General features: G+C 48.1%; 25 protein-coding genes and 1 tRNA gene. 12 read left to right on the top strand and 14 right to left on the bottom strand.

All coding sequences use genetic code 11. The annotated features are described in order from the left end of the window. Positions 1–29 precede the first annotated feature (29 nt). Entirely contained in the window at positions 30–3,830 is a 3,801-nt protein-coding gene (locus tag QJT81_20140; GenBank protein ID WGZ94071.1) for an HAD-IC family P-type ATPase, read from the top strand. An 81-nt stretch (positions 3,831–3,911) separates the two neighbouring features. On the opposite strand, the gene QJT81_20135 is transcribed toward QJT81_20140, so the two are convergent. The 14 genes from QJT81_20135 to ruvB all read right to left on the bottom strand — a co-directional run bounded on the left by QJT81_20135 (position 3,912) and on the right by ruvB (position 15,047). Next, positions 3,912–4,256, bottom strand: coding sequence for a metalloregulator ArsR/SmtB family transcription factor (locus QJT81_20135; protein ID WGZ94070.1), 345 nt, complete (start codon positions 4,254–4,256; stop codon positions 3,912–3,914). Between the two features lie 109 nt (positions 4,257–4,365). Then, positions 4,366–4,716 carry a DMT family protein gene (locus QJT81_20130; protein WGZ94069.1) on the bottom strand — a complete coding sequence of 117 codons (351 nt, stop codon included), beginning with the start codon at positions 4,714–4,716 and terminating at the stop codon, positions 4,366–4,368. Between the two features lie 82 nt (positions 4,717–4,798). After that, positions 4,799–4,874: transfer RNA gene (locus QJT81_20125), tRNA-Lys, on the bottom strand. Positions 4,875–4,933: 59 nt separating this feature from the next. Then, on the bottom strand, positions 4,934–6,199 hold the full coding sequence (locus QJT81_20120) for a YeeE/YedE family protein (protein WGZ94068.1): 1,266 nt from the start codon (positions 6,197–6,199) through the stop codon (positions 4,934–4,936). 64 nt (positions 6,200–6,263) lie between these two features. Next, a complete protein-coding gene (locus QJT81_20115; GenBank protein WGZ94067.1) occupies positions 6,264–8,120 on the bottom strand; it encodes an AAA family ATPase in 1,857 nt (618 codons plus the stop codon). A gap of 5 nt (positions 8,121–8,125) precedes the next feature. Further along, on the bottom strand, positions 8,126–8,341 hold the full coding sequence (locus QJT81_20110; GenBank protein ID WGZ94066.1) for a hypothetical protein: 216 nt from the start codon (positions 8,339–8,341) through the stop codon (positions 8,126–8,128). A 103-nt stretch (positions 8,342–8,444) separates the two neighbouring features. Then, on the bottom strand, positions 8,445–9,374 hold the full coding sequence (ybgF, locus tag QJT81_20105; protein WGZ94065.1) for a tol-pal system protein YbgF: 930 nt from the start codon (positions 9,372–9,374) through the stop codon (positions 8,445–8,447). Positions 9,375–9,378: 4 nt separating this feature from the next. Continuing rightward, positions 9,379–9,945, bottom strand: coding sequence for a peptidoglycan-associated lipoprotein Pal (gene pal / locus QJT81_20100; GenBank protein WGZ94064.1), 567 nt, complete (start codon positions 9,943–9,945; stop codon positions 9,379–9,381). Positions 9,946–9,965: 20 nt separating this feature from the next. Continuing rightward, entirely contained in the window at positions 9,966–11,198 is a 1,233-nt protein-coding gene (gene tolB, locus QJT81_20095; GenBank protein ID WGZ94063.1) for a Tol-Pal system beta propeller repeat protein TolB, read from the bottom strand. Between the two features lie 11 nt (positions 11,199–11,209). Next, positions 11,210–12,436, bottom strand: coding sequence for a cell envelope integrity protein TolA (gene tolA, locus QJT81_20090; GenBank protein WGZ94062.1), 1,227 nt, complete (start codon positions 12,434–12,436; stop codon positions 11,210–11,212). 35 nt (positions 12,437–12,471) lie between these two features. Next, positions 12,472–12,897, bottom strand: coding sequence for a protein TolR (tolR, locus tag QJT81_20085; GenBank protein ID WGZ94061.1), 426 nt, complete (start codon positions 12,895–12,897; stop codon positions 12,472–12,474). Next, a complete protein-coding gene (gene tolQ, locus QJT81_20080; GenBank protein WGZ94060.1) occupies positions 12,894–13,580 on the bottom strand; it encodes a protein TolQ in 687 nt (228 codons plus the stop codon). The genes tolR and tolQ overlap by 4 nt, the downstream gene beginning before the upstream one ends. Next, positions 13,577–13,996 carry a tol-pal system-associated acyl-CoA thioesterase gene (gene ybgC / locus QJT81_20075; protein WGZ94059.1) on the bottom strand — a complete coding sequence of 140 codons (420 nt, stop codon included), beginning with the start codon at positions 13,994–13,996 and terminating at the stop codon, positions 13,577–13,579. The genes tolQ and ybgC overlap by 4 nt, the downstream gene beginning before the upstream one ends. Beyond that, positions 13,980–15,047: a Holliday junction branch migration DNA helicase RuvB gene (ruvB, locus tag QJT81_20070; protein ID WGZ94058.1), complete on the bottom strand. Its 1,068-nt coding sequence runs from the start codon at positions 15,045–15,047 to the stop codon at positions 13,980–13,982. The genes ybgC and ruvB overlap by 17 nt, the downstream gene beginning before the upstream one ends. A gap of 865 nt (positions 15,048–15,912) precedes the next feature. Between ruvB and QJT81_20065 the strand changes: the two genes are divergently transcribed. The 11 genes from QJT81_20065 (at position 15,913) to gmd (ending at position 26,084) form a co-directional block, all read left to right on the top strand. Beyond that, positions 15,913–16,617: a hypothetical protein gene (locus QJT81_20065; GenBank protein WGZ94057.1), complete on the top strand. Its 705-nt coding sequence runs from the start codon at positions 15,913–15,915 to the stop codon at positions 16,615–16,617. A gap of 59 nt (positions 16,618–16,676) precedes the next feature. Then, on the top strand, positions 16,677–16,976 hold the full coding sequence (locus QJT81_20060) for a hypothetical protein (GenBank protein WGZ94056.1): 300 nt from the start codon (positions 16,677–16,679) through the stop codon (positions 16,974–16,976). Between the two features lie 29 nt (positions 16,977–17,005). Beyond that, positions 17,006–18,130: a DegT/DnrJ/EryC1/StrS family aminotransferase gene (locus QJT81_20055; protein WGZ94055.1), complete on the top strand. Its 1,125-nt coding sequence runs from the start codon at positions 17,006–17,008 to the stop codon at positions 18,128–18,130. A 177-nt stretch (positions 18,131–18,307) separates the two neighbouring features. Next, positions 18,308–19,243: an IS1595 family transposase gene (locus QJT81_20050; GenBank protein WGZ94054.1), complete on the top strand. Its 936-nt coding sequence runs from the start codon at positions 18,308–18,310 to the stop codon at positions 19,241–19,243. 23 nt (positions 19,244–19,266) lie between these two features. Further along, positions 19,267–20,742 carry an oligosaccharide flippase family protein gene (locus QJT81_20045; protein ID WGZ94053.1) on the top strand — a complete coding sequence of 492 codons (1,476 nt, stop codon included), beginning with the start codon at positions 19,267–19,269 and terminating at the stop codon, positions 20,740–20,742. 32 nt (positions 20,743–20,774) lie between these two features. Beyond that, positions 20,775–21,926, top strand: coding sequence for a glycosyltransferase family 1 protein (locus tag QJT81_20040; protein WGZ94052.1), 1,152 nt, complete (start codon positions 20,775–20,777; stop codon positions 21,924–21,926). An 11-nt stretch (positions 21,927–21,937) separates the two neighbouring features. Further along, the gene (locus QJT81_20035) at positions 21,938–23,215 is read left to right on the top strand and encodes a hypothetical protein (GenBank protein WGZ94051.1); all 1,278 of its coding nucleotides are present in this window, start codon (positions 21,938–21,940) and stop codon (positions 23,213–23,215) included. After that, positions 23,169–23,654: a PssD/Cps14F family polysaccharide biosynthesis glycosyltransferase gene (gene pssD, locus QJT81_20030; protein WGZ94050.1), complete on the top strand. Its 486-nt coding sequence runs from the start codon at positions 23,169–23,171 to the stop codon at positions 23,652–23,654. The genes QJT81_20035 and pssD overlap by 47 nt, the downstream gene beginning before the upstream one ends. Next, positions 23,626–24,120 (top strand): PssE/Cps14G family polysaccharide biosynthesis glycosyltransferase, encoded by a 495-nt coding sequence (gene pssE / locus QJT81_20025; protein ID WGZ94049.1) that lies wholly within the window; start codon positions 23,626–23,628, stop codon positions 24,118–24,120. Before pssD ends, pssE begins: the two co-directional genes overlap by 29 nt. Next, positions 24,113–24,922, top strand: coding sequence for a glycosyltransferase family 2 protein (locus tag QJT81_20020; protein ID WGZ94048.1), 810 nt, complete (start codon positions 24,113–24,115; stop codon positions 24,920–24,922). The genes pssE and QJT81_20020 overlap by 8 nt, the downstream gene beginning before the upstream one ends. Positions 24,923–24,935: 13 nt before the next feature. Continuing rightward, entirely contained in the window at positions 24,936–26,084 is a 1,149-nt protein-coding gene (gmd, locus tag QJT81_20015; protein ID WGZ94047.1) for a GDP-mannose 4,6-dehydratase, read from the top strand. Positions 26,085–26,087 lie beyond the last annotated feature (3 nt).

Genomic DNA, 26,087 nt, shown 5'->3' with positions numbered 1-26,087 from the left:
TGTAGGGTTATTTTGTAAGGAGTACACTGATGTTCAACGACACCCCAAGCACAACCGATTCTATCCCCTGGCATAGCCTTGCACCGCAGGTTGCTTTGCAACAGCTTGATACCCAGGAACAAGGTTTAAACGCCGCATCTGCTAAATTACGCTTGCGGCAACACGGCTTTAATCGCTTTGCCACACCGCAACGCGCTGGCTTCTTCAACCGCTTGCTGCACCAATTTCACCACCACTTTATTTACATTTTGTTATTAGCGGCGACCCTGACACTGATGTTGCAGTTATGGCTGGATACTTTGGTAATTCTGGGAGTGGTCGTACTCAATATTGTGTTGGGTTTGCTGCAAGAGCGGCGCACGGCGAAAACGCTGGAAGCGGTGCAGCGCCTATTGTCACCCACCGCGCCGGTATTGCGTGATGGGCAAGTACAAGCGTTGCCCGCTGAGCAGCTTGTGCCGGGTGATGTGGTGTTATTAGAAGCCGGGAATCAAGTGCCAGCGGATGTGCGCTTGCTGCACAGCGACGGTTTGCAGTTGGATGAATCAGTCCTAATGGGGTATTCCGCCCCGGTGTTAAAAGGCATTAGCCGCTTGGATGCTGATACCGCACTCCCAGACCGCAGCAATATGGCGTATGCAGGGACGTTAGTGTTGGCAGGACAAGGGCGGGGTGTGGTGGTCGCCACTGGGTCACGTACCGAATTGGGGATGCTGAATGCCTTGCTGGATAATAATGAGCCGTATGCTACCCCGTTAGGCGATGAATTAAAGCGCCTGATGAATGCGGTGGCCTTGGTATTGGCAGCAGCAGCGGCTTTGATTTTGCTGATTGGCTGGTTGACGCCGGGGGTGAGCGGACATAGCCCGCAGGGGTTGTTGCAAGCGATGGCGAGTTTCGCTGTTGCGATTGTGCCGGAAGGTTTACCGGCGTTGTTTGCGATTATGTTGGCGATCAGTGTCAGGCGCTTGGCGCGACAAGATGTGATGGTGCGCCAGCTTGCTGCGGTGGAAACCTTGGGAACGGTGAGCGTGGTGTGTACGGATAAAAGCCATACCCTGACCCGCCATGAATTAACCGTGCAAAAGGTGATTACCCCGCGTGGTGGCGTGCGCTTGCAGGGGGTGGGGTACGCCCCACAAGGCGCTCTCTTGCGGGAAAATTTTGAGTTTCCCGAACACGATGACCGCGCTGATTTGCAACGGCTTGCGCAGGCGGCTGTATTAGCCAGTGACGCACGGTTGCAGCAGTTGGATAAACACTGGCAAGTGCTGGGCGACCCTTTGGACGGTTCATTGCTGGTAATGGCGCATAAATGTGGGGTGGAGCCTGACGCATTGCGGCAGCAATTTACCCGCTTGGCAAGTATCCCGTTTGATCGAACTTACCGCTATGCGGCGACGTTAAGCCAAGATGCAACGGGAGCTCAGTACGTGGCGTTGAAAGGTGCACCCGAAGCCATTTTGCCGCGTTGCAGTCATGTGCAAACCGATACGGGGCTTGAGCCATTGCAACAAGATGTCTGGGAAGACAAGCTGAAAAAGCTTGCCGAAGAGGGCATGAAGCCGTTGGTGATTGCCAGCCGCCAACCCGATGCACTGTTGCAAACCCTAACGCATCAGGATGTGGGGTACGGAATGGTGTTATTGGGGGTGGTGGGCATCGGCGATCCGCCGCAAGCGTCGGCATTGGCAGCGGTACAAGCCTGCCAGCAGGCGGGATTGTCCGTCAAAATGCTGACGGGGGATCACGCGCTGACTGCTTGCGCATTAGCCAAGCAAGTGGGGATCGGTGACGGTGAAACCGTGTTAACGGGAGCTGATTTGGACGCATTGGATGAGGATGCCTTGCGGGAAACGGTGATGCACGTTGATGTGTTTGCACGGTTACGCCCTGAACAAAAATTGCGTTTGGTCAAGGCTTTGCAAGCAAATGGCGAGCGCGTGGTAATGCTGGGCGGTGGGGTAAACGATACACCCGCGTTGGAACAGGCGGATGTTGGCGTGGCTCCTGCTATTCATGGCACGGAAGCGGCGCGGCAGTCAGCAGAAATCGTGCTGATGCGTGACCAATTGCCGATGCTGATGACGGCAGTGCAGGAGGGGCGTAAGGTCTTTCAGAATTTTTACAAAATGGTGCAATTCATGTTGCCGACCAATGGCGCACAAGCCGCTGCCATTATTTTGGCGTCATGGTTTGGCTTGGCGTTGCCGCTGATGCCGGTACAGGTGTTGTGGGTCAATTTGGTGACAGCGGGTATTTTGGCGCTGACCTTGGCGTTTGAGAAAGCGGCATTACCGGCGGCTCGCGGGCAACCCATCGCACAGCCGGTGGGATCGTTAATCAGCGGCTTCTTGGTGTGGCGGCTGTTGTTGGTATCGGGGCTGCTGTTGGTGAGTGTATTAGCCATTTTCCACTGGGAATTGCAGCGCGGTGAAACCTTGGAGGCGGCTCGCACGGCAGCACTGAATACCTTGGTAATCGGGCAGATTTTCTACTTGTTGAGTGTGCGCCATGCGAGTGAACCGGGGTGGCAATGGGCGAGCTTGCGTGAAAATCCGTGGTTATTAGCCGCGATTGTCTCCGTATTGGTATTACAGGGGTTGTTTACGTATATGCCTGCTTTTCAGGGCGTATTTGGCACGGATGCAATTGATTTGTATGCGTGGTTCTGGATAGTCGGCGTTGGTTCATTGGTTTTTGTGGTCGTGGAGTTTGAAAAGGCAATGCAACGTAATGTGGAAGGTTGGGGGCGTGCCGTTTTGATTTACCTGTTACGGCATTTTGACCCGCGTTTCTGGCGGGAAAAAGGCTTGCGGTGGACGCTGCAATTTTTCCTGATTATTTTCTTGGTCACGCAGGCGCTGTTGATGTTTTTGTGGAGCCGTGACCCGGATACCTTTGACGTGCGTGCCAATGCGCGGCAGATGGTGGGTGTTAGTGCCAATGAGCCGCTGCGCCCCGGTGTTATTACCACCGCTACTTTGGCGCACATTGCCAATACCTTATTGGATAAGCCCGGCGGTTATTTGAGTAATGATGTGACCCCGCCAGGCATTGTGATGGACAATATTCCGAACTGGGAATTGGGGGTATTGACGCAATTACGGGATATGTCGCTGGCAATGCGGGATGATTTGAGCCGTTCGCAATCACAGTCAGCCGCCGACCCGGACTTGGTGAGGGCGCAATTGCGGTTCAATACCGATGGTAAGCTGTGGCTGTTTCCTCCGGCAGAAAGCCAGTTCAATGAAGGGGCACAGGCATTGGAGGCGTATTTGCAGCGTTTGCAGCAAGGTCAGGCGCAGTTTTATGCCCGTTCGGATAACCTGAATAACTGGTTGAACAAGGTGCAACGCCAAATGGGTTCGCTATCCATTGCCTTGAGTGCCAGCGTTGGTATTCGCCAAGTGAAAGAAGAGGGCGCTGCGATGCAACGTGACGGCAGTGTGACACCCGTACCCGGCATTGAGTTGCAACCCGAAGTGTTACCGGCAACCGATGACCCTAATGAAGTGATCGTGAAAACCCCGCGTTTAAAGGTTGATGATGTGTTTTATCAAGCACGGGGGCAAACTTGGGCGCTGTTACATTTATTGAAAGCGATTGAAGCGGATTTTGAGGATATTCTGCGTCAGAAAAATGCTTTGGTGAGTTTGCGCCAAATCATTAATAAGCTGGAAGATACACAAGCCATGATATGGAGTCCGGTTATCCTCAATGGCAGTGGTTACAGTTTTGTGGCTAACCATTCCTTGGTGATGGCATCGCAAATTTCACGGGCGAATGCGGCATTGATTGATTTGGGTACTTTGTTGCGGGAAGGTTAGTGGGGGCACTTGTGCCGTGTTTTGGGGGCATTGACCGCCTTGCTGAAGAAAACATGCGATTGAAGCAAGCAGTTGGTAACTTCAGCTTGTGCAGCTTTCCCCGATACGGTTGGCATTATCTAAACGCTGTCGGTCTGACAGGAACAGTGTTTCAGTCATGCTGCCTGAATGCAGGTTGTCCAAGGTAGCAGTTGCCCACTGGGGTAAGTCCGGGTGCAGGCGATAATACACCCATAGCCCAGTTTTGCGGTCTTGTAGTAAACCGCTCTCACGCAAAACCGCCAAATGGCGGGAAATTTTCGGCTGTGCTAGCTCCAATGCTTGGGTCAGTTCACAGACACATAGTTCCCGCCTTACTGCTAGTAATAACAGGATGCGTAGACGGGTCTGGTCGGCAAGGGCTTTGGTGAAAATTTCCAATTGCATAATATTTTGATAGCGATAGAAGAACATAGTCAAGTATAGCGCGGTTGCCCCGCTTGCGCAGATGTGCAGAAAGATGAACTTTTTGTGACAGCTAAGATTTAATGTTCAGCTACAGCTTATCGCGAAAAATAAAATACACGGCTCCCAGTATGCATAGTCCTGCCCACAGGTAGTCTAGCTTGAGCGGTTCTTTCAAGTAGAACACGGCAAAGGGTACAAATACTGTCAAGGTGATCACTTCTTGCATGATTTTGAGTTGCCCGACACTGAGTGCTGTGTAGCCAATGCGGTTGGCGGGTACTTGCAGCAAGTATTCAAACAGGGCAATGCCCCAACTGAATAAGGCGGCGATGAGCCATGGTTTGTGATTGAGTTCCTTCAGATGGGCATACCAAGCGAACGTCATGAACACGTTGCTGCATAGCAGTAGCAGGATGCTGATGATAATGGGGTGTTGCATGGTAGGAGTTGTTCCATAAGATGATAGAACGTCAGAAACAAAAAAGGGCTGCACTTTTATGGGTGCAACCCTTTGTTTTGTATGGTGGGCCGTGTGCGACTCGAACGCACGACCACCTAATTAAAAGTCAGATGCTCTACCGACTGAGCTAACGGCCCGTGAGAGAGCGCTATTATAAGGAAAGACTTTTGGCGTGCAAGTCTTTTTTCAGGTTCTGTTAAACTTTTTCCAGTTTACGCAAAGATTCAGGCAGTAGTTTCAAATCGACTAAGCCGGTAATTAACGCTTTGCCAAAACTGGCTTCTTCTTCGTACATCATTTTGTAGAACTGTACTTTCATCGTCAGTGCACTACCCAGTACGATGCCTGCAAAGGCGATAAATGAGCCAATCGCGAGGGTAGAAACACCGGTAATTGCTTGCCCTACTGTGCAACCCATTGCTAATACCCCGCCGATACCCATTAGGGTTGCACCTAAGACGTGGTTAATCACATCGCCCACAGAAGCGAACCATTCGATGCGGAAGGTGCGGCTGACCAATGCCCAAGCTAATGAGCCTGCCATCACACCAAAGAAAGCCATTACACCAAAGGTCAACAGACTGCTGTTGAAACCACCCGCTGCGTAGCCCACCGCTTGCGCCATTGGATTGATGAAGGTAAACGATTGTGAGCTGAGTGCTGCACCGATAGCCGGTTTGCCTTCCTCAGATTCTGCCAGCATGTCCCATTCACTGTAATATTGGGTAAGGGGGTAAGGTTGCTCGTCGATGGTTACGACGATATTGCTGGTGACATACCACGCCGCTAAAACGCATAAACCGACGGCAATGCCGCCAAGTGCGAAGTCGCTACTGCTGCGGAAATCTTTGGATTTGAATGCCAGCCATACTAGAAATAGTCCAATAATCAAACCGATGACCAGTCGTGCGATCAGGGCATTACCTTCGCCTGCAATGACGCTGCCCAAATCTTGTGAGTTGCCCATATTCACGGCTAAAGGATTAAGCCATGGGTAGAACAATAAAGAATACAAGGTTTTATCCGAGCCGGGGAATGGATTTAACATGAAATAGGCGACAACTCCAATGATCAGAAACACGAAAATGGATTTGAGATTGCCCGCCCCAATGCGCACTAAGCACTTATTGCCGCAGCCGCCAGCAATGGTCATGCCGATGCCAAACAGAATACCACCGAGTAGATTTTCAGCCCAGATCAGTTGCCCGTTACGGTAAGGCGGGTAAGAGCCGTTGGCATTCACCAGCCCCACCATTTCCAGTAATACCACCCCTAATAGGGCAACGCCAATGGCTAAACCCCAAGCACGGAAACGCCCGGTATCGCCCATATTGATCCAGTCCGATACCGCGCCCATGGTACAAAAATGTGTTTTGTTGACGATTGCCCCCATGATGAAGGCAATCACAAACCCCGCGATCAGCAAAAACGACTGTGCGGATGCAAAATTATCAAATGTCATAGTAACTCCTCTAGCTGTAGTGCAGAGGCGATTATAGTTTGACAAATCGCAAAGAAGAAAGCCTCTATACCTTCAGGGCATGATTCCCTTGCTGGCAATGGATGCTCCTTGCCAGTTTAACTCCTTCTGGTTGGGTTTGGGCTGTCAACCATATTTGACTCATTACACCTTTACTGGTTTCTGCCAGACTTTGTAGGGTGTTCTGCGTGCGTTCGGGGTCAAAAAAGGCAAATGGCTCATCCAAGAACAGCATTTGTTTATCGGTTTTAGTGGCATCTGCCAATGCATTCGCTAGGGCGATACGCATCGCTAACGCAACTTGCCGTTGTGTACCGGTGGAGATCTCATTGAAATCGAGATAATCACCTTTTTCTTCCGACAATACCTTTAGGCTGAAGTCAGGCAAGATTTCCAGGGATTTGTAGTGGGTTTGGGTGAAACGTTGCAACAACTCTGGGCAACGGGTTTTGACCAACTGGTTGAAGCGTTCGATAGAATGGCTGGCATCACGCTGCAACAGGTCGATGGCTGTGCTGGTGACGACTTGTTGGCGACGTTCGTTTTCCAGCGTGGTTTCTTGCTCGGTTGCTAACGTTTGCAAATGAGCACGATGCTCCAGTTGTTGTTGGGCTGTGAGCATATCGGCTTTAACCGTTTCAAGGTGTTGTGCCAGTTCTTGGCGACGGTTGGTCAGCCCAATATTCAGGGTGTCAGCGGCACTGTGCACGTATAGTGCTTTGGATTGATACTGCCGTGCTGCTTGTGTCCACTCTGGTATGGCGACCATATCGGGGTGGTTGGTGCTGGTTTCGGGGAAATCCAAGTGTTTTTCCACTAAATAGTCGATGCTATCGGTTTGTAAGTGGCGACTGATGGGTTGGGTACAGGCTTGGTAACTATCGTCTAGTGCCGCAGCAAGGTGATTGGCTTGGGTTTGCAAGGGGCGTAAGCGACGCACGTCCACATACCAACCGTAAACCAAGAGGATTGCCCCCACCAGCGCTGCAAGCGAGGCGAGTCGAATAGCACTCCTCCCCACTAAGTCTTGTGTTGGTGTTGAAATAGCACTTAACAGTTTATTACCCCATTCTGGGGTAAACATCAGGAATAAGCCAATGAGTAGGGCAATAAGAAACACGAGTAAGGTAAGCGTAGTCCACAGTCCCAGCTTACGGGTGTTGCGGTCAACACCTTGAAAAGCCTCAAGATTGGCAGGGTAGGCTAGTGACTCCTTGTCTAGCCGTTGCCCCATTAAGGTGAGTTGTTGCTGACGCGCTTCAATATCCGCAACAATCGTGTTGAGGCGTGGCAGTTGGGTGTCATCAATATGCAAGGTGTCGATGGCATTCAGCGTATGGCGGCTGCGGCCTTCCAGTTCCTTGAGGGTATCGAGGCGTTCTTGTTGTTCGCGTTCGAGTTGTTTGCTCAGGTTGGCGTGTTCTTTAAGGCCAGCAATGGCGCGTAGATTGTCACTATCACCTTCCTTGGTGTTGCTGCTTTGTTGCCCCCAGTAAAAGGCTTTGGAAAATGCACCATAATAATAGCCGAACAGTGCTTTGATCTGCCGTTCGACACTTTCCGGGGTGTCGGCAAGCGTGACTTCTTCCTCAGTGGAAAACAGTGTTGCAGCAACGTTGCCCTCGGTGTCGATCGAGCGTACTAGGCGGTATTCGTGCCCCCGGTGTTGCAAGCGTAGGGCAACGCTGGCTTGGTTTGTACCCCAGTGAATCAATTTGGCTGCTTCTTCGGGGGGAACTTGATCGGTGCGCCCGAACAAACCGAATTGGATGGCATCACCAATGCTGCTTTTGCCCGATTCATTGCCACCACTCAGGGCAATGAGGCCACGATCAGGCAAGTTATCCAGTTGCAGACTGGTGTATTTACGGAAGTTTTCGGCGTTAATGGCAGTGATGATCATCTGACTTACTCCATGTGGCGGGTGGCTTCGAGGCGACTGATCACCAGCGCGACAGCATCCGCATACACGTGGGGATCAAAGCCATCCGCATGGGTATGGCGAGGCAAGTCTTGCAAGCAAAACTCCATGAAACGTCGCGCTGCGGCGGTTTTTAACGGCGTGGGGAATGCCTGCATTAGATCAATGGCAGGGGGGGATTTGGGGATTTTTTTGCCGAACATGCACATCTCCGCTATTTTTAATGGTCATCCATGCCCAATAACTATATGCAAAGAAGCAGAATTTTGCAGAAGAAGCTGTCAGTCTGATTAAAAAAAGAGGGGCTTAGTGCCCCTCAGCCTGCATTTGGTTAAGCCTTGCTTTGGCCAGTTTGCTAGTTTCCGCGTTATCGGGGAAGAAGCTGATCACGTCTTCCAAGGTCTTGCGGGCTTTTTCCCAGTCTTTGAGTTCGTAGAAGCTGTAGCCTAACTTGAGTGCGGCATCCGGGGCTTTGTCGCTACCTTTGTGTTCTTTGAGTACCACTAAGAACTCTTCAATAGCTGCTTTGAAATCCTTTTCAGCGTATAACGCTTCACCTACCCAGTATTGTGCGCTGGCAGCCAGTGGGCTTTTGGGGTAATCCTTGAGGAAAGCGCGAAATTCTGGAACCGCTTCTTTCGGGTCTTGCAGCAAGGTTTGGAAAGCATGGTCATAAACAGAACGCTCTTCCTGTTCGGGTAGGGCTACTTTGTCAGGCGTTTTTATCTCACTGCTATTCGCCGTATCTGCTTTGACGTCTGTGGATGCATCTGTTTTAGCCTCTGCTGGAGGAACAGCCGCTTTATCCGCAGGTAGATTTTTGTCATCTGACTTGCCAGTGCCGTAGCTGTAGAAGCCGTTGGGATCTGTTTTAGTTACCTTGTCGGTAACGTCAGTGGCGGATTCCTTGGCTTTAAGAGCAGCGGCGTCCGTATTGTCCAACACTTTGTCAGCAGAAGTGCCGCTGTTCGTGGTGTCGGGAGTCTCGCTTTGCAGCTTTTCAATCCGTTCGTCAACTTGTTGAAAGGTATCCTGCTGACTTTTGCGGATGGTTTCCAGCTCGTTTTGCAGGGTTTCGTTATCACCCCGCAGGTTGCGCAGTTCTTGCTCCAGCTCATTCACCCGTTGCAGTAACTGGACTGCCGCTTCATCTGACATGGGTTGCGCCACGACGGGCGCAGTCAGTAGAGTAGCTACCAAAGCGGCTAGGACGCTGCGGTTTAGCTTGTTTTGCATGACATTATTCTCCGGCATATTTGATTTCGACGCGGCGGTTTTTACCCCACGCGCTTTCATTATGCCCGAAAACAGCAGGAACTTCTTCGCCATAACCGATGACTTCCATCTGGTTGCTGCTGCTGCCTTTGACTTGCATGTAATCGAGTACTGAATAGCCGCGCCGTTCAGACAGGGCGACGTTGTATTCGCGTGAGCCACGTTCGTCTGCATGGCCTTCTAACCGTACCCGCAGGTTAGGGTAGGCGGCAAGTAAAGAGGCGTGAGCATTGAGGATATTCATGTACTCCGGTTTGATCTCCGAGCGGTCAAGGTCGAAGTAAATGACCCGTTGCGCGAGAATGCTGTTGGGGTTGCGCAGTTCTGCGGGTGTGTATTGCCCAGTACCTGTGCCGTAGCCGTTCCCGTAAGTGCCACCCGTGCCATAGCCGCCTGTGCCGTAGCCACCGCCGGTTCCATAACCACTACCTGTTGTACCGCCTGTGCCTGCACCATTCGGCGGAACTTGTTGGCAGCCAGTAATACTTAATGCGGCAACCAATACTGACATTGCTAATGCTTTCCTATTCATAACACTCATCTCGCTATTCATTAATCAAGGTAGGGGGACCACGCGGGGTCGCGTACATCACCAGCCTGTGAATACAGGCTTTGGTGGGCTTTACCATTGTCACTGGCAACGGCTAGGGAGTTGCGTCCACCGGCATCCGTGGCGTACAACACCATCATGCCATTGGGGGAAATGGCAGGTGAATCGTCTTGTGTACCGCGCGAAATAGTACGCTCTTGTTTGGTCGCGGCATCCATAATGGTGATGCTGGATGTGCCGCCATTTTGCCGTACCATTGCGACACTATTGCCTGCAATACTGGCTCCGGCGTTATAGCCGCCACTGAAGGACATGCGGCTTTCACTACCACCACTCGCAGTGATTTTGTACAGTTGGGGTTGCCCGCTGCGGTCAGAGGTAAACACAATCGTATTGCTGTCTGCCCATTGTGGTTCTGCATTGATACCGCGTGTATTGGTAATTTGGCGTGCGCCGCCACCATTCGCGCCTGCCACGACGATGTTGTAATTGCCCCGTTCTGCCACGCTGTAGGCAATGGAGCGCCCATCCGGCGACCAAGAGGGGGAAATGCTGGAGCGGTTCGGGTCAGAAATGGTGCGCTTACTGCCTGAGGCTAAGTCTTGGGCGTATACCACCGGTCGTCCGGTTTCGTAGGAGACGTAAGCCACTTGTCGGCCATCGGGTGACCAACTGGGTGACATGACCGGCTTGCGTGAGGAAACGATGGTGCGGGGGGTGAAACCGTCCGCATCCGACACGATCAGTTGGTAGGTTTGGTTTTTCGCAGGGCCACTGGCGGATACGTAGGCGATGCGGGTATCGAATGCGCCTTTAACACCGGTGAGTTTTTCAAAAACGAGATCGGCGGCTTTGTGTGCCATGCGGCGTTGGTTTTGGTGTGACGGAATGCGAAATGCGCCTTCCGCTTGCCCGGTGCGTAAATTGATCAGTTGGAAATTCATATCCCCGTTATGACTGCCGACCACTGCGTATTCTGCGCCGGTCGCCCGCAAGGCTTCGGGGGATAAATTACCCCCAATACGGGCGGGATCCATCAGGGCAAAGCGTCCGCTACGTTGCAGATCCGCTTCGATCACTTTGGAGAGCGGGCTGAACGGCGCAATAATGATGCTGGTTTCACCGGCAGTGGCATCAATGTCAATGCGCGAGTGTAGCTCTTCAGCCATTGAGGCGAGCGGTAAGCCAAGTCCGGTGACTAACAGGACGGAGGCCAGTAAAGTGGTTGTTTTCATGTGCATTGCTGTTAATCCATCTTGATAACGTGGGTATCGTTGTACAGTTCTTTGTATTCTGGACGTGGAAACGGATCAGAGCGGTGGACAGCCGCTTTGATTGATTCACAAAAAGCCGGGCTGCCATCACAAGACAAGGTAAAGCGTTGAATCCCGCCGGATGGGCTGATCATTAGGCGGATAGTGGCAGACATACCGAAGCGTTCGCTGGGTTTGTTCCAATTGGCTTTAATCTTGCGGTTGACGGCAGCTTTCCAAGCGGCTCTGGCGGAGCTGAGGTCACTGTTGCTGGGGCCTGCGGCAGCCGCTGCTGCTCGACGGGCTTCTTCTTCAGCCGCTTTGCGTTTGGCTTCAGCCGCTTTCCAGCGCTCACGGTCGGCTGCAAGTTTGGCTTCTTCTTCAGCCGCTTTTTTACTGGCAAGGGCTTCTGACTTGGCTTTGGCGTCGGCTTCTGCTTTAGCCTTCGCTGCGGCCTCTGCTTTGGCTTCGGCGGTAGCTTTGGCTTTTGCTTCGGCAGCCGCTTCTGCTTTAGCTTTCGCGGTGGCCTCTGCTTTTGCTTCTGACTTGGCTTTGGCAGCGGCCTCTGCTGCGGCGTTGGCTTTTTCGCGGGCTTTCTTTTCGGCAAGAGCTTTGGCTGCTGCTTCCGCCTTGGCTTTGCTGGCGGCTAAGGCTTGTTTGCGTTCAGCTTCTTTTTCTTCAGCTAATGCTTGGCGGCGGGTTTCGGCTCTGGCTTCGGCACGGCGGCGAGCTTCGGCTTTGGCACGTTCTTCGGCAGCCGTTTCTTGGCGCTCTGCTGCTTTTTCACGGGCTGCGGCTTGTTGTTGGGCTTTTTCGGCAGCCGCTTTTTCTGCGGCTGCTTTTTCACGAGCCGCTTCTGCCTTGCTTTCAGCCAGTGCTTTACGTTGTGCTTCGGCTTGTGCCGTTGCCGCAGCAGCTGCTTCAGCCGCTTGCTGCTTGGCTTGTGCTTCAGCCGCTTCTGTATCGGCGTTTGTTGTGGGTGGAACCTCGGCTGGAGAGGCGTCTTGGGTTGCGGTTAAGGCGGTACGCTCCGGTTCGCTGGTCTTAGGTTCTTCTGGGGGGAGTGTCCCTTCAGGAAGCGTGACTTCGATGGCGGTGTTTTCAGCGGTATCCGGGCGATCGGTTAGCTGAAAACTGAGCAAGAGCACTGCCACGATGAGGATGTGCAGGGCGATAGCCCAAAAGAGTGCTTGTGGTTTATTGCGTATTTCTTTAAACATGATCTTGTCATTAGCCCTGTTAGATCACTGGTGTGTTAGGGGCGGTCAGGCGGTGCTGGATCCGCCATCAGGCCAATTTTTTTTGCGCCAGCTTGTTGCACGGCAACCATGGCGTTCATCAGGTGACGGTATTCGACGGTGCTATCGGCACGCACATACACCGGACGTTCGGCTTTGGCATCCAATTGGCTGGTGACGTATTCTGTCACATTGGCAGCAGGAACTTCTGTGCCATCATCCAGAAATAATTTACCACTGGCATCAACGGAAATCGTCAATGGCTCTTGTTGGTTGTTGGCATCTAATGGTTCTGCTTGCGCATCAGGTGCATCCACAGTGACACCGGTTTGCATGATGGGGGCAGTGACCATGAAAATAACCAGCAAGACTAACATAACGTCGATATACGGCACGACGTTCATTTCTGCCATGATTTTACGGCGACGGCGCGAACTGCTCATGCCGCTTTCCTTGGTGTATTGGCGTGACGCTCCAATAAGGCCGTGAACTCTTCCCGGAAGTTGTCGTAACTCACGACCAGACGGTCAATTTTGTCACTGAAGCGGTTGTAGGCAATGACGGCTGGAATCGCAGCAAATAGCCCAATCGCAGTGGCAATCAGTGCTTCCGCAATACCGGGAGCGACGACACCTAAAGTAGCTTGCTGCATTTGTCCTAGTGAGATAAACGAGTTCATGATTCCCCACACTGTGCCAAATAAACCAACATATGGGCTAGTCGAGCCGACGGTGGCAAGAAACGCTAGATTTTGTTCCAAATCATCCACTTCTTTGGAAGCAGCGACGCGCATTGAGCGTTGCACGGAATCTGTTACGGATAGTCGTGATGTCGGGTCTACGTTGAGTGCACGTTTGTACTCGTGGAAGCCGTCATAAAAAATCCGCTCTAACCCGTGCCGCTGTGCTTTCTGAGACAACTCTTCGTATAAGGAGTTCAGTGAAACGCCGCTCCAGAAGCGTTCTTCAAATTTGGTGACATTGCTTTGGGTGCTGTTAATCGTGCTGGATTTGACCATGATCAAAGTCCAAGACAGCAGCGAAGCCAATACCAGCAAGATCATCACAATTTTGACGACCAAGCTGGCATCCATGATCAGCTTGAGTATGGAGAGGTCTGTTGTCACTGAAGAAGTTCCCTGATTGCTGTTGGAATAGATGTTGAACGAAAGTTGCCCGTGCTGACACAGACTACTTTGACGCTGGCAGTTGTCAAGAGTTCACGCGAATTATTGCTGCCTTCACGCCAAATTTCTTGTTTAAATGCAATACTTGCCCGACCAATGGCGTCGACATGGGTGCTAACCAACAATGCATCATTAAATCGGGCAGGTTTGCGGTAGGCAATCTCCAATCCGGCCACGACGAAGACAATGTTTAATTCTTGTGCCAACTTGTCTTGTTCAAAGCCTAGGGTACGTAGCCATTCGGTACGGGCGCGTTCCATGAACCGTAGGTAGTTGGCATGATATACCACACCGCCTGCGTCAGTATCTTCGTAGTAGACGCGCACTGGGAGAATAAATTCATTCAAACAGGTCAAAACTCGTGCCTTCTTCGTCAGTATTGGGGGTAGAGAGGTTCAAACGTGAGGGGATGTTCAGCCCAAAATGTTGCCATGCCCTGCGGGTGGCGACCCTGCCACGTGGAGTACGCATCAGGAAACCTTGCTGGATGAGGAAGGGTTCGAGTACATCTTCAATCGTGCCGCGTTCTTCGCCAATCGCCGCTGCCAGGCTGTCAACACCCACAGGACCACCGTCAAATTTTTCCATGACAGCCAACAGCAGACGTCTGTCCATATGATCAAAGCCTTGATTATCGACATTGAGCATATTGAGGGCTTTATCTGCCATCTCGCTATCAATCAATCCGGTGCCTTTTACTTGCACGTAATCGCGTACCCGGCGCAGCAGGCGGTTGGCAATACGGGGTGTGCCGCGTGAGCGACGGGCGATTTCTTGTGCGCCACCGCCATCAATCCGCGCACCTATGATGCCGGAAGCGCGTTGCACGATGTAGGCCAGGTCATCAATATTGTAAAACTCCAGACGTTGCACAATACCGAAACGGTCACGCAGTGGTGAGGTCAGTAAGCCTGCTCGCGTGGTTGCTCCCACTAGGGTGAAGGGGGGCAAATCCAATTTGATGGAGCGTGCCGCAGGGCCTTCACCAATCATGATGTCGAGTTGGAAATCTTCTAAGGCGGGGTAGAGGATTTCTTCCACCATCGGGCTAAGTCGATGGATTTCGTCAATAAATAATACGTCGTGAGGTTCGAGGTTGGTGAGCAGGGCGGCTAAATCCCCGGCTTTTTCCAGGACTGGTCCTGAGGTTTGACGCAGGTTGGCTCCCATTTCATGGGCGATGATATGCGAAAGTGTGGTTTTGCCCAGACCGGGGGGGCCAAAAATCAGCACGTGATCCAGCGCTTCCCCACGATGGCGAGCGGCATGGATGAAAATTTCCATTTGTTCGCGAACGACGGGCTGACCAATATAGTCTTGCAGGCGGCGTGGGCGAATGTGATCTTCGGTGTAAGCCTCTTCACGATGACCGTGTGGAGAGAGGATATGTGCTGCTGGTTTTTCCATGAGATCAAGCTTTTAGCTGTATGAGGGATTGCTGTAGTGTAGCGGTTTTGGCGTAAGGTGTTCCAGTGTCACGCTGTATTTTGCTTGCTGCGTATCGCCGTTTAGGGTGTATTGGTGTGCTACGAAAATTTTTGAGGCTGTGTCACCGTGAGAGAATTGATTAATTAATAATCATTGTTTTTATATGATTATTAATAAAAAATCATTTCCTTGTTTATGATCAAAAAAATAAATCAAAAAGCCAAAAAATCCATAGAAATAATGTAAAAACGAACTATAGTTTAACACTAAGGTATTAAGGGTACTTATTGTTATATGCTTTTTTTATAAGCAAAAAAAGATATTTTTAATTAGCTTGCCTTGATGTTTGGCGCAATGTTTTCTGTCTTGTTAGTCAAGCACCTATATGATTTTTATGGAAATTCTTTTTCAACGGTGGATGGTATTTTCCTGCCTGATTATATTGGCATGGTGTATTCATCGATGAATTACACCAAGATTAGCATTGAGTCCAACCTTTATTATAAATATTTTTTATTTGCATGGTTTTTTTCCTTATAGGAAAAGTGATTAAGAAATGATGTCGATCTATGTATTTAGGTGTTTTACTGTGATTGTAATCACTGAGTTCTTTTCAGCTATCGTTCATCTTACGTCATAGGATTTTGATTCAATAGATGGTTATTGACTTCAGTATTTTGTGCGTTCATGTCAATCCCATCTGTTTTCAGCGTGGTTGGATTTATAACTAACGAGTGTTTATTAAGTTGCCGGGAAACGCGACTGGGCGGTCGGTAGCAGATGGGGGGTGACTTTTTATGTTGTGTCGATATTGTGTGGGTGCTGTTGTGAACAGGAGGTTCCAATGAGTTTTGCGGGTATTTTTTTATTAGTTTCTCTTGTATCTGCATTGTCCATTTTGCTGCTCACGCCTTTTGCGATGAGATTTGGCTTGGTTGATGCGCCAAACAGTGAACGTAAGTTTCATGATGGCAACATACCGCTGATCGGTGGGGTGTCGATTTATGCAGGTTTGGTGATGGGTATTTCGTTCTTCATTACGCCTAGCTCTAGTTCTTTGACGTATCTGGTATGCAGTAGTCTGATCGTTGCCCTAGGGGTAGTTGATGATGCTAAAGAGTTGTCAGCTAAATTCCGCTTGTTGGTGCAAAGTCTGGTGGCTGTGCTGATGTGCGTGGGAAGTGAGACTTACATTCATAGTCTGGGAAATATTGTGGGTCTTGGTGAAGTGAATTTGGGGGTGTTTGGCTATGTGGTGACGGTGTTGGCAGTCATTGCGGCTATCAATGCCTACAATATGATTGATGGCATTGATGGATTGCTTGGTATTTCATCGCTCATTACCTTTGTGGGCATGGGAGTTCTGTTCTTCCTCAAGGGAGACTTAACGAATATGAAGTTAACCTTGATTCTCTCAGGCGCACTCATTCCTTATCTCATCGCGAATCTCGCAGGGGGAGTTCAAGAAAAAGATAAACGACTCTCCAAGATTTTTATGGGTGATACAGGGTCGATGCTGATTGGGTTTACCGTCTCGTTTGGCTGCTGATTCAGGGAATACAGCCAGTTGATGCTAAATCTGCGGTTGGTTTTTCCGCAGCAACAGCGTTGTGGTTGATTGCGTTTCCTTTGATGGACATGGCGCGGGTGATCATCGATAGATTAATGCGCGGGCAATCACCGCTGAAAGCAGATCGTACACATCTTCACCATATTTTGTTGCAAGGCGGGGATGATAAGCGCATGGCTCTTTTGAGAATTTGCACTTTATCGGCATTTTTTGCAGTTGTAGGCATAGCAATGCATGTTAGTCACTTTCAAGACGTCACTATCTTTTTGACTTTCCTGATGGGCTTTGTCCTTTATACTTTCAGGGTGCGTCATTTGAAAAGAAAATTCGCTGAGTAACAGATTGTTTAGCATAGGAAATAATGTAAATGACTCAATTACAACAGAACAATGGTTTTCTGCCTGTTTCCAGGCCGACCATTACTAAGAAAGAAATCGAGTATGTGACGGCTGCTATTGCCTCCGGTTGGGTTTCATCGTTAGGCGAGTACATCACCGCATTTGAGGAAAAATTCGCTCAATTCTGTGGCAGTAAGTATGCACTTACTTGCAGTAATGGCACGACTTCATTGCATTTGGCCTTGGTGAGTATGGGGGTTAAGGCAGGGGATGAAATCATCATGCCTGATTTGACCTTTATTGCTACTGCCAACGCTGCTAAGTATGTCGGGGCAGTGCCAGTGCTTGTTGATATTGACCCTGAAACGTTGTGTATTGACCCGGCAGCTATCGAGGCGGCTATCACAGAGAAAACGAAAGTTATTATTCCGGTTCACCTGTATGGGCATCCAGCCAATATGCCTGAGATTATGGCGATTGCTGAGAAATATGGTTTGTTGGTGATTGAAGACGCCGCAGAAGCACATGGTGCTGAAGTGAACGGTAAAAAAGTGGGTTCGTGGGGACACTGTGGCTCATTCAGTTTTTATGGCAATAAGGTCATTACCTCCGGTGAGGGCGGGATGATTACGACCGATGATGAAGCCCTGTATCTGCGTGCTAAATATTTACGTGACCATGCGATGAGTCCTACCAAACGCTATTGGCATACCGAGGTGGGTTACAACTACCGGATGACTAATTTGCAGGCAGCATTGGGATTGGCGCAGTTAGAGCGGATCGAAGAAATTCTGGATAAAAAGCAGGAAATATTTGCTTGGTATCAAGAAGCGCTAAGAGATGTGGCAGGTATTACCTTAAATCGCACAGCACCTTGGGCAAAAAATGTATATTGGATGGTGACCGCAGAGCTGGAAGGCGCAGATGAGACAACACGTGATGCTTTCATGAAGAAGTTACGTGAACTTGAGGTGGATAGCCGCCCCTATTTTTATCCACTCTCCGAAATGGGTGACTATCCGGGTACATCCACGCCAATGACGTATCAAGTCTATAAGACAGGGATTAATCTTCCTTCTTATTTTGACATGGAGAAGCGTGATGTCGAGCGTGTATGCGCGGCTGTCAGGAAATGTATGGAAATGTTTCAATAAGAAGTTAGAATGCTGGTATTAATCAGGCTTGGTGTTGAGCCTGGTTTGCCAAACCCCAGAGCCAGTCAATTAATGAAAAAGGCTCAATATGCGTTTCAGGGTCTTGTTTTCCCCGGCATTGCAAACGTGATGGATAGCGGTAAAGTTAGTCATTTCCGATAGCCAAGGAGAGGCTTTATGACCTCGCTCATCAGTATTTCCAGCCTGACCAGTGATGCCGCCTGTTTCGAGCAAGTCCGTTCCGTGCGTTGGCCTAATGGGGTGATTTGTCCGCACTGCGGTTCACAGGACACTATCCGTCGAGGCAAGGATGACACCCAGCAGGAACGCCAGCGTTACCAGTGTAAGGATTGCCAAAAGCGTTTTGATGACCTGACGGGCACGGTGTTTGAAGGCCACCACCAGCCGCTGAAGGTGTGGGTGTTGTGCCTGTACCTGATGTCGTTGAACCTGTCCAACCAACAAATCGCCCGCGAATTGGGGTTGAACAAGGATGATGTTCAGGCGATGACGGAACAGTTACGGCGTGGTGTCGAGAAAAAAACGCCAGTAAACCTGTTTGGGAATGTTGAATTTGATGAGGTTTATGTCAAGGCTGGACACAAGGGAAACCCCGAAGCCGTCGCGGATGCTGGGCGTGAAGGTCGCCGCCGCGCCCTGAAAGGTGCGCCGGGGCGTGGGACACTGGAAAAGGACAAACCACCCATTTTCGGCATGATCCAGCGTTCCGGGGAGGTCGTGATCCGTATGCTGGCGAATGTGAAACAGACGACGATCAAGCCGTTGATTGTGGAAACGGTGGCAGCAGGCACGCTGGTCTACACCGATGAGTACAACATTTACAGCCGATTGGAAGAATGGGGCTATGCCCACAAAACCGTCAACCATGGCGCAGGCGAATATGCCCGTGACGAAGATGGTGACGGTTTCCATGAAGTCCACGTCAATACGATGGAAGGTTTTTGGTCACTGTTACGCTCATGGTTACGACCTCATCGGGGGATCTCACAAGAAAAGCTACCGTGTTACCTTGCATTCTTCGAGTCTCTTCACAACATCAGGAAACGGGGGCAAGCTGCCTTACAGTCCTTGCTTTCGCTGCTGTTGGGATAAGACCCTGAAACGCATATTGAGCCATGAAAAATATTCGTAGAAACGTTGTATTCAGTGGTCTTGGTTATATTTTGCCATTATTGGCATCATTAGCCACTATGCCGTTGATGCTCAAGGGCATGGGCGACGATGTCTATGGTCTTTATATTATTTGTATTTCGTTGATTGGTTTTATGAACTTTATTGACCTTGGTGTGGGTCAAACGATTGTTAAGTATGTTTCACAGTATGAGGCAACAGGAGAGGGCATCAAGGTTAAGCCCGTGCTGGATATCGCATTACTCATGTACCTTGTTTTAGGGGTTGTCATTGCTGCTGCGGTTACATTATTTTCTGTACCGTTAGGGAAGCTGATTTACAGCAATGCACTGGACTCAACAAAAGCGATATTAGCGTCAAAAGCGTTGTCCATTACTGCTTTTGCATTTTTATTAAGCTACATCAATCAGTTCTTTTTGAATGTGTTTAAGGCTTATCATCGTTTTGATATTCCCGCAGTGATTCAAAATTCAGCGAATATTGCAGGCATTGTGATTGCCACAGCACTTGTGCTCACCGGATATGACTTGCTGACCATTTTGTGGGGATATGTCGTTATTCAGACGGTGGCTTTGGCGATAGGTTTTACTCTAGGTAAGCAGATTTTGCCGAAAGGCGTTAAGTTAGGCTTGTCATTTGACCGACATATTTTTGCTGAAATGATAGGTTTCAGCGCTTATACCTTTGTCAGTAACTTTTTAGGTGGTGTGGTATCAAGGCTTGATAAGCTTATTATTGGTATGATTCTGGGTACAGAGGCCGTCACTTATTACCAGATTCCGCACACAATTGCTCAAATGGCAAATGGAATCATTCAAGTTCTCAGTCAAATTACGTTCCCCCGCTTTAGCGAATTATCCAGTTTGGATGATCAGGCAGGGCGGCTTGCTCTGTACAAACACGCCATGTTATTGGTTTTCTTGTTTAGTATGGGAATCAATGTGGCGTTAATCTCGGCGGGTGGCACATTTCTTGAGTTATGGATATCACCAGAATTTGCCGCTAAGAGCACGCTGACGCTACAAATTATTGCGTTGTATTTCTTTTTTCAGTCCAACACCGTGGTCGCTTACTGGGTATTACAGGGTTCAGGTAATGCTAAGGTGACGGCAATCAGTTCTTTCTTGGGGACTTTGGCTTATTTCATCGGTATGTATTTCCTAACATACTACTATGGCTATGATGGTGCTGCGATGTCGTTGTTCCTGTTGTTGTTGCCATTGCCTTATTTTTATTGGTGGGTGCAACGTAATGTTGGGCATAAGTTTGGAGAGTATTTATTGCTCACCAGTTTATTTGTCACGGTTGGGTTACTTATTATTCTTCTGCTGAGCCAAGTTCATCATTATATACCTAATAATGTATTAATTATTTTGGTAGATGGCCTCATCTTGGGAGGTGTTATTGGCGTGTCATTGTTATACCTTTTTAGGGAAAAACTACGGCTTCGATTTGAGTAACATATTAATAAATAACGATCTGGTTGCTTTGTATGAAGAAAAAAATCGGTATATTGACATTTTATCCTATGCATGGCGGGGGTATTTTTCAATATATTCAATCCATGGTTGATGCACTCGTTGCGGATGGGAGTAATACGTATATTATTTTTGCCGACACAAATGATACACGCTTTGATGGTTACGGTTTAGAGGTCAGGAAACTGAATCCTTCTAATCGTTCTGGCATCAACCAGGTTATTATTTTTGCTCAGCTTTTGCTGGGGTTACGTCAGCCATTTTTTTTGAGAGATGATGAGAAACGAGTCTATGCCGATATTGATTTGTTCATGTCACCGGCAACTTCGGTTTACCCACATTTGTTTCTGAGAAAGCCATTTGTTTTTACTTTGCATGATATGCAGGAAAAATATTATCCTCATGCTTTTACATGGGTTGAGCGTTTCAAGCGGGAGTTACGGAACCGAGCATTGAGCAAGTCGGCGAGTGCAGTGATTTGTGAGTCAAACTATGTCAAACAAGACATCGTGCATTTTTTGGGTGTTGATAGTAACAAAATTGCGGTTATTCAATCGCCACCGCCAAGCTTTTTGCTGAGTTATGAGGTTAATCAGGATAACTTTTCCGCAGTAAAACGTAAATATGGGTTACCAAGGCGTTATGTGTTTTATCCTGCCCAGTGTTGGTTTCATAAAAACCATGTCAAGCTGGTTGAGGCATTTAGTATCATTGTGAATGAAACGGATGAAGATGTCACTTTGATTCTTTCCGGTTCTCAGCAAGACAATTACCCTAAGTTAGTGGGCAAAATACAAGAATTAGGCATTGGACACCGTGTTAAACACTTGGGCTATATTGATTATGAGGATATTCCCTACCTCTACAAAATGGCACAGATGTTGGTTATGCCCACATTATTCGAAAGTGTAAGTATACCTATTTATGAGGCATTTGCTTTGGGTGTACCTGTATGTTGTTCTAACGTGGTTGCTTTGCCTGAACAGGTAGGTGATGCAGCTTTAATTTTTGATCCAAATGATCCCGCAGATATGGCAAGTAAGATGCTGCAATTGTTACGTGATGAGTCGTTAGCATCTGAGCTGGCGGAGAGAGGGCGGAAGCGCGTTAGCAGTTTTGATCATAAGGGCTATGCTAGGAAAATATTGGATGTCATTAATAAGTAAGGGGAATTTGTATGCAGATTAACTCTACATTCCTGAAAGTGCCCCAGTATAATGGTGCGGTAGCCTCTGCTTACGATAAATTTTTGATGGTGGCTGCATTTGCATTGGCGTCTGGTTTGTTTTTTCTGAGCGACGACCACCGCTATGGTTTAGTATTTCTGCGAGAAGGGGTCATTGTTCTTTCCGTGTTGGCGGTCGGATATGTTTTGGTTCTAAAAAAAGAGGAGTTGGACACTGTTGATTGGTATTTATTAGCAATGGTGTTATTGCTATTTCTTATTCCGCCTGTGTTTGCTTATCTTAGTTATCAACAGCCTTTGCAGTACGGTTTGTTAGAAGAACGCCGCACGTTACTTTATTTCGTTTACTTTTTGATTATGTTGACGATTGGAGGACGCAAGGCATACGGTGAAGCTGATTTGGAATCGGTTCTTAAGTATTTGTTTTACTTGGGCTTGGCATGGTCTGCTGCGAATGCCTTTGAGCTGATTCCGCGTAACTCTGGCTTTGCTTTTTCGGTACACTCAGAGCAGTTTGCTGAAGATTTTGTGGCAACCGATGAGCGCTTCGATACTCGCTTTTTAGAAGCGGGGTTCCTTATAACATTTTACCCTTATTATCTGATTGCTCGTGGGCAATTTTTAAAGGCTGTTTTGCCCATTGTATTGTTGGCGGCATATATGTTGTTCATCAACCAAACTCGTGGATTTGGTTTGGCTATTGTGCTGACGTTGCTGTGGATAACTATTTTGCGGCAGCGCCTGAGTAATTTTAATGTTGGTGTTATGTTACTTGTGCCTGCGGTGGCTATTCTAGGGTACTTGTCCTATTTCTTGTATGCCTACACATTTAATGAACCGGTGTTCTTCTACGATTATCACCGCAACCGAGAATTGCATGTGATGTTGGGCGAAGCACTGAACCACTTTTTGCTGCCTCATGGTGCATTGTCTCTTCAATTTAATGAGGGATTTCGTTCAGTCTACGGGATTAATATGTATGTGTCAGATATTGGTTTGGGTGGTTTATTGTTCAAATTTGGCATTTTCTTTTTTCCGCTAGTTTTTATGATGATTATGATTGTGCATCGTTTGGGCGAAAAATATCGTAATCATTTTTCAATAATATTGATGGCAACATTATTGGCAGATTTTATGATCATTCCATTTGGTGATTTCTTGGGCAGGGGAGCTGAAGAGTTTGCATTATTAATGGTATTAATTAGATTGCAAGGAGTAGACCATGGACATAAGTATATTGCTTGTGTACGGCGAGGGCGGACATCATGATCAGGCTATGCGTCTGATGAAACAGATGCAGTCTCTTGATCCTAAGCTGGATTTCATCCACATAACAGATACAGAAACGATGAAATCCGATTCAATTAAAAATATTTATACAGTGATGCCCATTAGGCATAAAAATGAGTCCTTCAATCCTCTCGCTTTTGTGAATGCTTATCTAAAAGCGGTAAGCTTAACCATAAAGCTGGTGCGACAGTATAAGCCGCGTGCGGTGATTGGTTTTGGGCCTGGGATTTGCATTCCTGTATTTATGGTTTGCAAAGTTCTTGGGGTTAAGAAACGTATATTTTTTGAAGATTGGTGTCGATTTACTAGTAAAAGCTTATCTGGTAAGGCGTGCTCTCCCTTTAGTACTAAATTTTTTGTACAAAATGAATCGTTGAAGGAGTTATATCGTGACGCTGAGTTCGCCGGACGCCTCTAATAAAAAAACGCGAATCCTAGTTATAACGGGTACTACTGGGTTTGACTCTCTTGTGCGAAAAATTGATGAGAGTAGAGAGCTTGAACAGAACTATGAAATCACTTTGCAGATCGGAGAAGGTGTATATCACCCCAAATATAAAGCATGGTTTGATTTCGATAAAAGCCTGCGAGATAAATTAGCAGACTATGATTTTTTTATTACTCACGCGGGTGCTGGTACCATTTTTATGTTATTGGAACACAAAAAAAGAGTATTAGTTGTTCCTAATGTGGAAAGACCGGATAAGCACCAAGCTGAGCTAGCGAATTATGTGCGGTCACAGAAATTATGTGCAGTTTGCGACCATGTTCAGGAAATTGTACCGGCTATTTTAGCCATTGATAGACATACTCAGCATCTACAACCTTATGAAAAGGTTGAATTTAATGCGGTGCGTGAGGTTTTGAGATATATTTATGAGTAGTAAGTTCTTTTTTATAACAATTTGCTATAATAATCTTCAGGGTTTAAGACGAACTGTTGATTCTTTGCTTGCGCAATCTTATAGCAATTGGGAGTGTGTTATCATCGACGGTGGTTCAGGGGATGGTACTCTAGCTTATCTAGAGCAACTGTCTGCAACACAAACCAAGATTCGTTCAATATCAGAAGCAGATCGTGGTATTTACGATGCTATGAACAAGGGAATTAGCCATATTCAGCCTTGTGATTATTTCTGTTTTCTTAACTCTGGGGATTCGTTGTTTTCACCTACGACTCTTGAGCAGTTGGATGAAAGTATTCAAGCCGTTAGTAATCAATTGCCTGCGATCGTATATGGGCATATGTGCGAAGAGTTTACTGATGGTAAGCAAATAATCAAAGAAGCAAGCAACACAATTAGTCTTAAGAAAGGCATGTTCTGTAGCCATCAGTCTATGTTTTTTCACTATCGCTATGCCGGGTTGCGTTACGATCTTAAGTATAAAATTTCGTCGGACTATGACTATATCGTGAAAGCAGTGAAAATGCTCAAACACCCAGCGGAGATGCAGCGTTTAGATATGGTCATTTCACGCTTTGATATGACGGGTGTCTCTAATAATCGGCGACTGTCCGGTATCAAGGAAGACTTTAATTTAAGGGTGGAAAATGGTCTTTGCTCACCTGCATCGTCGGCTGTATATGCAGCACGTTCGGTTGGTTTGATGAATCTGAAACGGTTCTCATACCCTTTGTATTTGCTGATCCGCAGCAAAACGACCTCTAACAATCAAGTTATCTAAATAAGGAATAATCATGAGTAAAACGGCTTTAATTACTGGGATCACTGGGCAAGATGGTGCTTATTTGGCCGAGTTTTTGTTGAAAAAGGGCTATACCGTGCATGGTATCAAGCGTCGTTCTTCGTCGCTGAATACTGATCGTATCGACCATTTGTACCAAGATCCGCATACCTCTGATGGCAAGTTCGTGCTGCATTATGGTGATATGACTGACAGCATGAACCTGACCCGTATTATCGGTCTGGTGCAGCCTGATGAAATTTATAACCTCGCGGCAATGAGCCATGTACATGTTTCGTTCGATATGCCCGAATACACCGCCAACGCAGATGGTATTGGTACTTTGCGTATTCTTGAAGCAGTTCGGTTTCTTAACTTGACCAAGAAAACTCGTATTTATCAAGCATCAACGTCTGAATTGTATGGTTTGGTGCAAGAAGTGCCGCAAAAAGAGACCACACCGTTCTATCCACGTTCACCTTACGCAGTGGCTAAGTTATATGCTTATTGGATCACGGTTAACTACCGCGAAGCCTACGGTATGTTTGCGTGCAATGGCATTTTGTTCAACCACGAATCGCCTTTACGTGGTGAAACGTTTGTAACCCGTAAAATCACTCGTGCGGCTTCCCGTATTGCTTTGGGCTTACAAGAAAACCTGCATTTAGGCAATTTGTCTGCGAAACGTGACTGGGGTCATGCACAAGACTACGTGGAAATGATGTGGTTGATTCTGCAAGCTGACCAACCAGAAGATTTTGCAATTGCCACTGGCGTTACCACCGAAGTACGTGAATTTGTACGCATGTCGTTCGCACGTGCAGGTATCAAGATTGACTTCCAGGGTGAAGGTATTGATGAAAAAGGTATCATTGCTGGTTTTGACCGCGATGTGTACGAAACGGCGACAGGTGGCACACCTGAGCAGCATGGGCTAACCGTAGGACGTGAAGTGATAGCGGTTGATCCACGTTACTTCCGTCCAACTGAAGTCGAGCTGTTGATCGGCGACCCAAGCAAAGCCAAGGAAAAGTTGGGTTGGGTTCCTAAGCATGATCTGAATTCACTGGTGAATGACATGATGGAATCTGACCTGAAATTGATGCTGAAAGAAAAGCATTTGAAGGATCACGGTCACCGCATTATGTCTTATCACGAGTAATAC

The sequence above is a fragment of the Candidatus Thiothrix putei genome (genome assembly GCA_029972225.1).
Lineage (GTDB): Bacteria > Pseudomonadota > Gammaproteobacteria > Thiotrichales > Thiotrichaceae > Thiothrix > Thiothrix putei.
The sequence above is the reverse complement of the archived record's forward strand: the minus strand, read 5'-3'. Positions and strand labels throughout refer to the sequence as shown.